Annotated in this window: 11 protein-coding genes; 6 read left to right on the top strand and 5 right to left on the bottom strand. The window is 53.4% G+C overall.

Annotated elements, in window-relative coordinates; translation table 11 throughout:
• Positions 1-10 precede the first annotated feature (10 nt).
• Complete coding sequence (locus ACO0LO_RS19780) at positions 11-556, bottom strand: winged helix-turn-helix transcriptional regulator (protein WP_422966603.1); 546 nt, start codon at positions 554-556, stop codon at positions 11-13.
• A gap of 200 nt (positions 557-756) precedes the next feature.
• Between ACO0LO_RS19780 and ACO0LO_RS19775 the strand changes: the two genes are divergently transcribed.
• Together ACO0LO_RS19775 and ACO0LO_RS19770 are read left to right on the top strand one after the other, a co-directional pair.
• Positions 757-1,398 (top strand): isochorismatase family cysteine hydrolase, encoded by a 642-nt coding sequence (locus ACO0LO_RS19775; RefSeq protein ID WP_422966601.1) that lies wholly within the window; start codon positions 757-759, stop codon positions 1,396-1,398.
• A gap of 2 nt (positions 1,399-1,400) precedes the next feature.
• The gene (locus ACO0LO_RS19770) at positions 1,401-2,978 is read left to right on the top strand and encodes an aldehyde dehydrogenase (NADP(+)) (RefSeq protein WP_422967039.1); all 1,578 of its coding nucleotides are present in this window, start codon (positions 1,401-1,403) and stop codon (positions 2,976-2,978) included.
• 127 nt (positions 2,979-3,105) lie between these two features.
• Here ACO0LO_RS19770 and ACO0LO_RS19765 read toward each other — a convergent pair whose 3' ends face one another.
• Both ACO0LO_RS19765 and ACO0LO_RS19760 read right to left on the bottom strand, forming a co-directional pair.
• Positions 3,106-3,657, bottom strand: coding sequence for a DUF4863 family protein (locus ACO0LO_RS19765; RefSeq protein ID WP_422966599.1), 552 nt, complete (start codon positions 3,655-3,657; stop codon positions 3,106-3,108).
• Positions 3,658-3,840: 183 nt separating this feature from the next.
• On the bottom strand, positions 3,841-4,041 hold the full coding sequence (locus ACO0LO_RS19760) for a hypothetical protein (protein ID WP_422966598.1): 201 nt from the start codon (positions 4,039-4,041) through the stop codon (positions 3,841-3,843).
• Between the two features lie 594 nt (positions 4,042-4,635).
• On the opposite strand from ACO0LO_RS19760, the gene ACO0LO_RS19755 reads away from it, so the two are divergent.
• From ACO0LO_RS19755 to ACO0LO_RS19740, 4 genes are all read left to right on the top strand, one after another.
• Positions 4,636-5,424, top strand: a complete 789-nt coding sequence (locus ACO0LO_RS19755) for an ABC transporter ATP-binding protein (protein WP_422966596.1) — start codon at positions 4,636-4,638, stop codon at positions 5,422-5,424.
• A 15-nt stretch (positions 5,425-5,439) separates the two neighbouring features.
• Positions 5,440-6,198 (top strand): ABC transporter permease, encoded by a 759-nt coding sequence (locus ACO0LO_RS19750; protein WP_422966594.1) that lies wholly within the window; start codon positions 5,440-5,442, stop codon positions 6,196-6,198.
• A complete protein-coding gene (locus ACO0LO_RS19745) occupies positions 6,198-7,160 on the top strand; it encodes an ABC transporter substrate-binding protein (RefSeq protein ID WP_422966592.1) in 963 nt (320 codons plus the stop codon). The genes ACO0LO_RS19750 and ACO0LO_RS19745 overlap by 1 nt, the downstream gene beginning before the upstream one ends.
• Before the next feature lie 118 nt (positions 7,161-7,278).
• A complete protein-coding gene (locus ACO0LO_RS19740) occupies positions 7,279-8,565 on the top strand; it encodes an amidase (RefSeq protein ID WP_422966590.1) in 1,287 nt (428 codons plus the stop codon).
• A gap of 243 nt (positions 8,566-8,808) precedes the next feature.
• On the opposite strand, the gene ACO0LO_RS19735 is transcribed toward ACO0LO_RS19740, so the two are convergent.
• Positions 8,809-9,483, bottom strand: a complete 675-nt coding sequence (locus ACO0LO_RS19735) for a GntR family transcriptional regulator (RefSeq protein ID WP_422966588.1) — start codon at positions 9,481-9,483, stop codon at positions 8,809-8,811.
• A gap of 1,016 nt (positions 9,484-10,499) precedes the next feature.
• Positions 10,500-12,035: a hypothetical protein gene (locus tag ACO0LO_RS19730; RefSeq protein ID WP_422966586.1), complete on the bottom strand. Its 1,536-nt coding sequence runs from the start codon at positions 12,033-12,035 to the stop codon at positions 10,500-10,502.
• Between the last annotated feature and the right edge of the window lie 107 nt (positions 12,036-12,142).

The raw sequence follows: 12,142 nt of genomic DNA, 5'->3' as shown, positions 1-12,142 counted from the left end.
GAGCTGGTGCTTAGCGCTGCTGCCTGTCCTTGAAAGCGGCGCGCCGCTCTGCCCGCTCCTGCGCAAAGCGGGGGCCGACGGTGGAATCCATATCCTTGCGTTCGACAGGTGCGCCGCATCCGGGGCAGACATTGCTGAGGCCGACGTCATGTCCGCATGCGCGATGCACAAAGCGCACGGCAATTTCCTCATCCTCTTCCTTGCACCAGGTTTCTCCCCAGGCCCGCATTGCATGGATCACCGGATAGAATTCCCGTCCCTTCTGCGTCAGCCTGTATTCATGCCGCAAGGGCTTCTCCTGATACGGAAGACGCTCCACCAGGCCGCCTGCTTCCAGTGCCTTGAGCCGGGTTGCCAGCATCTGCGGCGTAGCCTCGGTCTGTATCTGGATTTCGTCGAAGCGGGTTGCTCCCATGAAGAGTTCCCTCAGCACCAATACGGTCCAGCGGTCTCCCACGATATCCAGCGAGCGCGCCACAGGACATACGGTATCTGCAGTTTCCTGGCGAGGTGCCACGATATTCCCTCCTATCAAGCCAATTACTATCATTTTCATAGTAACACCTTTTGCAGATGCCTGCAAATCGTGGAAATGAGGAAGTAACGCATATTTTCATTTACACTATGATTTTCATAGTTTAATCTAAAAAAACAGTATCGGCACATCCGGTACCGCCACAGTTCGTCCAGGCAACAGCAAGGCTCCGAGCTGCGTTCATGAATCCCGTTTTCTCAGAATCAGATTGGAGTATCGAAATGACCACCCCACACTATCTCGCGGAGCGCACCGGCCTGCTGCTGGTTGACCCTTACAACGATTTCCTTTCCCACGGCGGCAAGCTGTTTCCGCTGCTGGAAAAAGTCGCCACCGAAGTCAAGCTGCTGGACAACCTGCGCGCCGCCGTCGGTGCAGCCCGCAAGGCCGGCATCCAGGTATTCATCGTGCCGCACCGCCGCTGGCAACCGGGCGATTACAAGGACTGGCACCATCCCAACCCCACGCAGCGCCTGATCATGGAGCGCCATACCTTTGCCGCAGGAAGCTGGGGCGGTGAATGGCACCCCGATTTTACCCCGCAGGACGGCGATGTCGTCATCAAGGAGCATTGGGCGCAAAGCGGTTTTGCCAACACCGATCTGGATTTTCACCTGAAGCAGCGCGGCATCACGCATGTCGTTGTGGTCGGCCTGCTGGCCAATACCTGCATAGAATCGACCAGCCGTTTTGCCATGGAACTGGGTTACCACGTGACGCTGGTACGCGATGCCACCGCCGCGTTCAGCAAGGAAATGATGCATGCCGCACATGAATTGAACGGCCCCACTTTCGCACATGAAATCCTGACCACGGCAGAATTGCTGGCAGGCTTCCCCACCCTGCAGGAAGAGGAGAAATGATGATGGAGATCACAGGAAACCTGCTGATAGGCGCGGCGGAGCTACCCGCCAGCGCAGGCACGATGAAAGCGCTGAACCCAGCCAGCAACGCAGAAATAGAACCGGCATTCGCGCTGGGCGGCGCGGCCGAAGTGGAGCGCGCCGCCCAACTGGCAGACGACGCCTTCGACAGCTACAACAACACCAGCCTGGCCGTGCGCGCTGCCTTTCTGGAGCGCATTGCAGACGGCCTGGACGCCATCGCGCCGCAGCTGGCGCAACGCGCGTCGCTGGAAACCGGCCTGCCGGTCGCGCAGCTGGAAGGTGAAACCGCCAAGGCGGCAATACAGTTTCGCCAGTTTGCTACTGTGGTGCGCCAGGGCCGTTTCCGCCAGGCGACGATAGACCCGGCCCAGCCGGAGCGGCAACCCCGCGCGCGGATGGACCACCGACTGCAAAAGATAGCGATAGGCCCGGTCGCCATCTTCGGCGCCAGCAACTTCCCCATCTCGTACTCCGTCGCAGGCGGCGATACCGCCTCGGCGCTGGCCGCGGGCTGCCCCGTGATACTAAAGGCGCATAACGGCCATCCGGGCGCATCCGAGCTGATGGGCAGGGTCATACAGCAGGCGGTAGCCGCCAGCGGCTTGCACGAAGGTGTGTTTTCCCTGGTGCGCGGCGCCGGCAACGGCATAGGAGAAGCACTGGTCGAACACCCTTTGGTCAAAGGCGTGACCTTTACCGGCTCGGAAGCCGGCGGCATGGCCCTATTCCATCGCGCACAGAGACGACCCGACCCTATCCCCGTCTTCACTGAAATGACCAGCGTTAACCCTACTTTCGTGCTACCCGCCGCCCTTGCCGCACGCGGACATGCTATCGGCGACGGCTTCGCTGAGAGGATGCTGGTGACGGTAGGCCAGGCTTGCCTGAAGCCCGCCATCCTGCTCGCACTGGACGGCCCTGGTTACGATGACTTGAAAGAAGCCATGTCCGCGCGCGTCAAGGCCATGCGCGCCCGCACCATGCTTACGCCCGGCATTTGCGAGGCCTACCGCAACAACCTTCACCGACAGCAGCAGGCCGGCGCAACGCAGATTGCCACCGGCCCGGGCTCGGAAGGCGCGTGGGAAGGCCAGGCAGTGCTGTTTGAAGTGGACGGCGCCAGCATGCTGGAACAGCCGTCGCTGTCGGAAGAAGTATTCGGCCCCAACGCGCTGCTGGTCAAGGTCGCAGATGTGGAGCAACTGCTGGCAATCGCACGCCAGTTCCGCGGCCAGCTGTCGGCAACGATGCAGATCGAGCAGGCGGACTATTCTCTGGCCATGCGCCTGCTGCCGCTGCTGGAAAGACGCACCGGCCGCATCGTCATCAATGCCTTCGCCCATCCGCAAGAGGTTTCCTATGCATCCATCCACGGCGGCCCCTTCCCGGCTACGTCGGACAGCAGGTTCACGTCGGTAGGCATGAGCGCCATCGAACGCTTCCTGCGGCCGGTGTGCTACCAGGGCTTTCCGGATGAAATGCTGCCTGAGGCGCTGCGGCATGATAATCCGCTGGGTATCTGGCGCGTGACGGAGGGAGAGATGGCAAGGGAATGAGGAAAAGCTGTGCTTTTACCCGTGCTGACAGCCACTGTGCGCGGTAAATGCGCTTTTCCTATCGGCAGACGGAGTGCAGAAAGCGCTCCGTCGCCGGTTTATCCATTATAAGGCTACGCCCATCATTTCAATGCTGAGGCGGTTTGGCGTCGAATGATATCCGTCCTGCAGGCAAAAACGTAAGCGAGATGACAGTGCCGCCCTTGGCCTCCGGAAAGTGATGGCTCCCGGGGCCCGGCGCCGTCCAGCCGCCATGACACCAGCCTCCCGGACCGGCGAGCGCAGCACCTTCATTGAGCGGCACCGCCAGGTTGAACTCGCCATACGGATGCAGGTGATAGTTGCCGCGAAAGCTGCCCTCGGGATTGTTCTGCGCATTGTCCGTGCTGTCCATCACCACTGCCGTGACGCTGAAAAAGAAAGTCTCCGCGCTGGGCACTGCAAGCTGTGCGCGAAGGTAGCGCGGGCCCGCGATTTCAGTGTCCGCGCCCCAGCCCTCCTGCACGGCAAGGGTAATCAGCCGCGCCAGATCCTTGTACAAGCCACTTGCAACACCATACTTAGTATTCAGCCACTGCTCTGTCTCAGGGCCCGCAGTCATATCCTTGATCTCTTTCAGCAAAGGGATAAGACGGGCGAAAAGTTCTTTTTTTGTGTTTGAGGATTCGGTTTGAGACATGCCTGTTTTTCTTTGGATTTAGCACCTTGCACACTGAACATACGTGCGTGGCGCCAGGGTATTAAGAGATGGTTGAGAATGCCGGATGCGGCATGCGAAATACGTAAAGCGTTCGCGTCGACTGCCTCGCAACCCACTGCGAGGCATATAAAAATTGCCCACCGCCTTTGCCGGCGAGTTTTGTCAGTGCGCCTTGGCCCCTGGCACTCCGACCGTCATCACCGTGCAAAATGCCTTCGGTGATGAAGGGCGCCGAACCCGACGGCTTGACCGGACGCGCAGCCGCAACAACGCGATGCTAAAGCTCCGCAATGCCTTCACTATTCCAGCACCGATGCCTTGCGACAAACCGGTAACGCCGCCGGTCTTTTTTGAGGTGTTCATGAATTATTCCAAAGTTAGTTGTTTGGCTTTGATGTCGTCGTACCGACGAGCTCGTCAGAGACGCATGCTTAACAACGCACGTATCGTCTAGCCAGTGCGTATTAGCTTACCTTTGATGGGTTTTCAGTAGCGCGCTGGTAACGATGTTTTTGGGACATTCACTGCGCGTTTTAAGCCATTAGCTTTGAGATATGTTGGCGTGCACCCGAAGCCAACTCAGCTTGGCACATCGCTTGCGTCGAAATCGATACCTGGCGCGCCGGTCCGATCTGAGGCGGAACCGTATTTACGCGGCCGAACCACATTTCCTTAGTCTCGACCTTATCGAAGTTTAAAGGTGACATATCCAATGCCCTATATGCCATCAATTTAATGGTGCGCCTACGCACATTTGCAGGGACATTATTATTAAAAAGAAATTATTTTTAACGAAAGTAGTGCCTTGATCTTCATTCCTCAACGTAATTATCTAGGCATGGATTCTGCTTTAACGGATTATGCATTATGCATAATCTGTAGTTAAGCTGGTCACACCAGTTACCTGCTGACCTTGTTAGATACATCCGCCACAAGCGAAATAACCGGGAGTGAACGTTGGAGAACCGACTTGAAGTTACTAATCTCAGCCATGCTTTTGTTACAGCGACCAATGAGGAGATTCGAATTTTTCGAGATCTGTGCTTTAGCGTCGGCCCTTCGGAAATTGTCGCCGTTGTGGGGCGGAGCGGCTCTGGCAAAAGCACGCTATTCAATCTGATTTCCGGATTGCTCAACCCCACGTCCGGCCACATTTCTCTTGGGCCCCGTGCTGACGGTTCGGCTGGAAGTCTCGCCTATATGCTTCAAAAGGATCTTCTACTCCCATGGCGAACCATTTTGGAAAATGCCCTTTTAGGCATCGAACTACATCGTCAGGTTACAGAAGCGGACAGGACAAAAGCGAAAGCGATGCTGGCGCGATACGGTCTTGAGTCAGTCGCTAACGCATATCCACGTTCCTTATCCGGCGGTATGAAACAACGCGTTGCCCTCACCCGTACCCTGTTAACCAATCCTACGATCGTTCTTCTTGATGAACCGTTCTCCGCTCTGGATTACGAAACGCGTCTCATGCTGGAAAACGATGTAATCACACTCACGAAAACAGAAGGCACGAGCGTCATTCTGGTCACTCATGATATTGACGAAGCAATCGCAATGAGCGATCGAATCGTGGTGTTGGGAGGCCGCCCAGCGCGAATAAGCCTGCAGGAAAAAATTGTGCTTACCGTCCCGGGCGAAAGAGACGCAATCACCGCACGTGGGGCACCCGAGTTCCATAGATATCACTCACGCGTATGGGATGCTCTGCGAGGCAGCGACGTCACGCATGCCGTGTCTTAAGTAATAGGAATACAAATGAAAACTACAAATAATTCAGCCGCCATCGTTGCTTCCATCCTGGTTGCATTGATCATCTTTTGGCAGGTGGCGGCACAGGCACATTGGATTAACGGCCAGTTATTAGGTTCACCGCTTGGCATTTTTGAAGTGGGCGTTATCGCACTGACGAAGGGGCAGTTACTTTCCGACACGTGGGTAACATTGGCAGAGACCATATTGGGCTTATTAATAGGTAGTGGTCTCGGCATTGCGCTGGGATTGGCGCTATGGTTTTATCCAAAAGCGTCTGACGTCGCAGAGCAGTTCTCCATTTTGCTGAACAGCGTTCCGAAAATCGCGCTCGGGCCTCTCATCATTATCTGGTTCGGGTCGGGTATGGTCTCAAAAATATGGCTGGCCATTATTTCAACATTTGCAGTCGCCATGATTTCCTCTTGCGCCGCGGCGAAGGAGGTCGACCCGGATCTACTCAATCTATTCAAATCGTTCAAAGCAAGGCGAATCATGATTTTCAAAAAACTGATTGTCCCCGCCTCCGTCCCTTGGATATTCTCAATTCTCCGAATCAACATCGGCTTTGCATTGATTGGCGCGGTGGTCGGTGAATTCATCGCCTCGGAGAATGGGCTGGGACATTTCGTATTTGTCTCAGGATCCTTGTTCGATCTCAATAGCGTTTGGCTAGGGGTCATTGTTTTGACCTTAATGGCAGCAGTCCTCACCTGGGTAGTTAAATTAACGGAAGAAAGGGTAGTCTCATGGAAAGCCGAGTAATGAAACATATTCGTAGACTTATTGCCTCGTCAGTCATGGCAGCAAGTGCTATCGCACCAGCGCATGCCGCCGAAAAAGTGGTCGTCTACCAAGCATTTCAATCGATACAATATCTGCCGCTGTATGTGGCACTGGATCAAGGGATTTTTGCCAAGCATGGCCTGGATGTGCAAAAGGTGACTGCCGGTAGTGGTGCGCAGGGAGTTGCAGCTGTTATCGGCGGACATGCCGATTTCTCCTTGCAAGACCCCATGACTGCGGTAATGGCTAACTTGAAAGGAGCCAGCCTGCTCAATGTAGCGACGATTGTGGCCGGCGCACCCGTTTGGATGGTGGCGCCTGAAAACTCACCCATCAAGTCAATTGACGATCTTAAAGATCAAACGATAGCGGTGGCACTTCCGCCTTCAACCAGTACCTACATGCTGCAGAGGCTACTTAAAGACAAGGGCTTGTCAAACGTAAAATTGAATACTGTCCAGATCGGCACTGAGCTGTCGCCAGTTAGCGCGGGGCGTGCGGCGGCAGCCGTTTTGTATCAGCCGCAGGTGGATCAGGCACTTGCAAGTGGATATAAAATTGTTCATGAATTCGGTAAACAATATAGTGGCCAATATGCGTTCTCCACCATCGATACCCTGAAATCCACGATTAAAAACAAACCGAAGATGGTTCAAAGTTTCGTTGCCGCTATAGGAGAAGCGGAAGCGCTCATGCGAGCATCGCCAGAAACTGCAATTCGGATAGGGCAAAAAGAATTCCCGACGTTAAATGAAACCGTTGTCAGCAATGCTGTAAAGCGGATGATCAGTCAAAATGTTTATCCGCCGAACCCCGCCATTTCCCGACTATCATTCCAGAATAACCTGGATCTTCATTTGTATATCGGAAACGTCAAACCAGGTGAAGTGACGTACGAAAGCGCCGTCGACAACAGTTTTGCAGAAAAGCTGAATCGCTAAGCTTCGCTTTTTCGCACTCACTCTTGCCTGAATACAGATTTATCCAGGTCGCCCACCGAAGGCTCCGCATCCTGTATGCGGAGCTCGCCATTCCCCCGAATTAAGCAGCAACCAAATTATGCCCACACAACATCTCAACGAAGCTAGCCTCTTATCCGCGACAACGCGCCTTGAATCGGCAATCGCAGCGGCAGACCGCCTGGAGGGCCGCCTAAAGGCGTTCAGCTATCGCCCGTCCAGCTATTCAAACGATGCGACGGCCGGCGAAACTGCACTTTCTGGCGTACCTGTGGCGGTTAAAGATCTGATTGATACCGCAGACATGCCGACTGCATATGGCTCAAAGATCTTCGAAGGTCATCGACCGAAAAAAGATGCCTGGATTGTTCAAAGGCTGCGTGAAGCCGGAGCAATCATCTTTGGAAAAACAGTGACTACCGAGTTCGCCTGGCGAGACCCCGGACTAACTGTCAATCCCTGGAACGCCGCCTACAGCCCGGGAGGATCGTCTAGCGGCTCCGCAGCGGCAGTGGGCGCCGGCATTGTAGACATCGCGATCGGTACACAAACAGTCGGCTCCATTATCCGACCCTCTTCATATTGCGGGGCAGTCGGATATAAACCGACGTATGGCGCAATCCTCAGAGAGGGCACACGCTTTGTCTCACCCACGCTAGACCACCTTGGTTTTATTACGTCAAGTTGCTATTGGGCGGCGGCGGCTCACCAATTAATTGTAAAGAGTGGCACGGTTGCAGATAATTCCCAAAAATTGGATTTCCATCAGACAAGGAAGCCGAAGAAGCTGGGAATATACCGCTCATCGTTATGGAGCCATGTCGATGCCGATGTTAAAGATAACTTTGACGCAGTGGTGCGTCTGATTGAGGCCAACGGCATTCAGTGCGTTGATGTCAGCCTAAGCCTCGACATCCGCGAAATCATTACGGCCACGAATAAAATCATGGCTTATGAAGTAAAGCAAAATCTTTATGAGGATATCAAGGGCGAACTGGAGAAGGCCGGGCCATGGACGCGCGAACTGATTAAAGAAGGAGAGAAAGTTCCCAAAGCGGACTACGATGACCTTCGGGCCTTAATCGCCAATTTGCGGATGGAAAGAGACCGGCCTCTGGACGGATTGGATGCCATCATTTCAATTACTTCTCCCACCAGCGCTCCAATGGGACTATCCAAAACCGGCGATGCCGCCTTTTGCGCACCCTGGACATTTCTCGGCTTGCCCGCATTGACGATTCCGTCGGGGCTATCATCCACACTGCTTCCCCTCGGAGTTCAGCTGATTGGCCGTGGCAACGAAGACGGCGAACTGATTATGCTCGGGCAGTGGTTATCAGGCACCTTGCCCAGGCTCGCCTGCCCTGACGCGCAATTCAATGATTGAATTCGCCAAGTATGGGGTGCAAGTAAGTTGAAGAAGATTTCCGGGTTCTATGGAACATCACTAAAACCCGGTATTTTCATCATGGTATAAGAAGCTCTCACTCGCGGGGCAGAGGGAGAACTCCCCCGATATTTCAGCCCCCATCAAATGACTTTTGTACAGCCCGTTTTCTTTGACGTTTCTCTCGTTAAGGTATTGTCGCAGGCTATATTTGCACGGTGCCCTATCAGCACAGCGCGCATATCACGAAAAATTCTTGCTCATCATACGCAGGCTATCTTCATCTACGGCATTTTGAATCGCCGACAAAGTATGTTCGAGATGCAGCTTGACTACCTTCTCTACTTTTTTGCCGTTTCTTTGCTCGTAGCCTTCCAGAATTTCACTGTGCTCGAGATTATCGGTTTCAAGAATTTGGGGATGCACAAAAATGGACAAGGAGACATAGGGCTCGGCGATGACCAATAAATTTTTAACCATATCGTATAAACGAGAGTCTTTTTCACTCTTCATCAAATTGATATGGAAATCTTTATTCAGTGCCGCCCATCGATGCGGGTCTGTAGAAGCGCACATCTCACGATGAACGGCCTGGGCTTCCATCAAGGCATCTGCAGAAATCGTCGCAACTGATTTTTTTGCGAGCAGAGGTTCTAGTGAGATTCGAATCTCGTATATTTCGGCAAGGTCTTTTATCGTCAAGCCTTTGACGATAACGCCTTTATTGGTATCGATGAGCACCAGTCCTTCAGAACGAAGATCCCGAAACGCCTCCCTTACCGGCGTTGTGCTCACTTCAAATCGCTTCGCGACTTCATCCTGCCTCAACCTGTCGCCAGGTTGATACCGACCGCTCAGGATATCCTTTCTCAGGAGATTTAGCACATACTGCTCAACGGTTTTATAGTCTTTTGGCATAAGCCAAATTATATATGATGATAGATCGGCCAAGTGAATACGGGCTTTCTGCGTGCCATGAGCTGGCCTATAAGGAACCTCAAACAACATACATACAGATAATGAGCTTTCCCTTAAATTTAGTCTTCCACAGGTAACGTAAAACTGACGTTACTTTGGAAGGGCAAGAAATGAAGATTTCAAGAAGTGCATACTCAACAGAGTTCAAGGAACTGGATATAAAACAGGTCAAGGCAAGTGAATCCACCCCCGCCACCGCAAAGGAGCTTGTGTGGACGACCAGACTGTGCACAACTGGATTAAGGCCGCTGACGCCAGCAAGTTGACTGGCGCCGGCAACAAAGTCGTGACGCCGGAAGCCATGGAATTGTCGAGGCTACATCCGCGAATGCCCAGCTAAAGCGGGAGAATGAATTATAAGCAGCGGTGTACTTCGCAAAGGATGCTCTGTGAAGCACGCCTGGATCGACGCGCAGACCAATCGATTTACGCTGGCTGAAATGTGCAGCCAGCGTTGAATTCATTGAAGTGGTTTACAATCGCAAGCGGCAACATTTGACCTTCAGTTACAAATCACCGATCCAGTTTTTAAATCGTTGGATCAGTGAGCAGAATCAGGAAAAACTGGCTGCATAAGAATTGCCTGTGGAAGACGAAAAACAGAGGGAACCTCATTGCGTTTGATGTATTTGACTCCAGCAACACTCAATTCCAACTAACTGTACTCGACGCGAGAGATGCGGTCTTGGCGCATACGGCTATTGCCGTTGACGTGCCGGGGCCGGGAACTGCCGTCTTGTTTGCCCTAGGTGTGCTAGGCCTGGTTTTGGCCCGCCGGAAATTGAACGCGGATCGCCAGCTATAAGCTCAAATAGCCGAACCTATACTAACTCGAACTTGACTAACACGAAGTGTCAAACGACCACTGATTGAATCCGCCCCCCCCCAAAGCGGCCCCGTAGTAAATGCGCAGCCATGCTGATGCCGCAACGGAGATCTGGCCGGAATCTATTTATTCACTGCCGGGAATTGGGACCGAAAAGCTGAGTGTCGATAAATACTGTCACTCCTGATCCTACGCAATCCCTCAACTCTTCCTTAAATAAATTTACATCTTCCTCACTCGCACAACCCACATAGATTTGCTTTCCTTCATCGACCAGCCTTTTCACTTCCCCTGCAAGCGTATATTTTCTCGAGCTCATACGAATCGGAGTTGTATCTAGGTAGAGCATGGTGCAGCTGCTATCGAAATTGAACAGTACCGGACGTCCGTGCGCCATTCCGATGACGTCGTCAAGTATCCGGATCTGACACACGCGACGCGCGTGGTCGAGAGAAGCATCCACTTGCGGCAATTCGAACGAATAAGTGTTTCCCCGGCCTTGTTCGCCCGGCACGAATTTGAAAATGATCTGTTCGGAGGAGTGATACTCCATGAGAGTGCGGAATGCCCTTGCACCGCCGCGTCCGCCAGCGGTGAGCAATCGTGGATCAAATGCATCGCCGTCGTCCTGCATATGAATGCAAGCATTCGCAAATTCGAACTGAACAGAATTGGCGCCCCCGTGTTTGACGGCGTTTTGAGCCAATTCGAGAAGGGCGTTGACGCTATGGCGCAAGAACTGCGGATCATACCCACTTGGTGCTAGGTATCGCCGTAGCTTGTATTCAATGTTAGGACCAATTCTCATCTCGAGCACCTCATTGAGCTGCTCGGTACGGTAGCGCCGGGCATCGAACTCAATCACATCGCCCTCAATCAAATCCCTGACGGACGCATTTTTTAGTGACTCCTCTTTGCCAATCGTGCCGCCGGCCTCTAACTCGGCGATGAGCGGTCGTATCGCACCCGCAGCTCTCGCGGCAGCCTCTGCTTGCCGATTCCTGTCAAAATCTACCCCTCCTGCATCCGAGCCGGCTTTCAGGACAAGCCATAGGAAGCTTGAGTCAAGAAATGCGAAGGCCTCCATTTCTCCACCGAGAATAGCCGGATGCGTGGCGACGAGCTGAGAGCGCAATTGGTCTTCCTTATAAAGTGTTTCCGCGCTGGCAATAGGGCCAACACGCACACTACCCGAAACCGAGTGCAGGCATTCGAGCAAGCGTGCGGCTTTCAACTCATCAATGGACAGCGGACTGCCTCGCACAATTTCTTGTGGCTGAAATGCGCCCTTGGTCGCGTGCAAAACGTTGACGCAGTGCACCTGTGAACTAACAATCAAGACGTTGTCCGGCGTCGTCTCAGGGTTGCGCCAACAAAACCCTACGAGCAAGACAAGCCGTGGTCGAGGCATCGATTGAGAGCGAAGAAACGTCGTCGCGATTCTACCGATCGACTGATCCCGGGACGTTCCCGACTCCCCCGATAGGTGTAAGACTAATGAGTCTCCGATAAGGCCCAAATAGGCGCCCGAATTACCTTGACCAATGAACGCTTCTTGGGCGTTGGTCGTGACGCTTTTGACAGCCGCCTTTTCAACGCTATTAGATGTCAGGATCAGACAATAGTTATTGTCAAGGCTCGCTTTTCGTTCCGATATGTTGATCACGATCGTGAGTTTCCATGTGTTGCGTTATTGAACCGCATCCGCACTTGACCGGTGGCGGTCTATGAAGACTCTAACTCATCTGACAGTTGTTGTCAGTTCAAGTCCGG

It is taken from the genome of Undibacterium sp. TJN25, assembly GCF_049339885.1.
Taxonomy (GTDB): domain Bacteria; phylum Pseudomonadota; class Gammaproteobacteria; order Burkholderiales; family Burkholderiaceae_D; genus Undibacterium.
The sequence above is the reverse complement of the archived record's forward strand: the minus strand, read 5'-3'. Positions and strand labels throughout refer to the sequence as shown.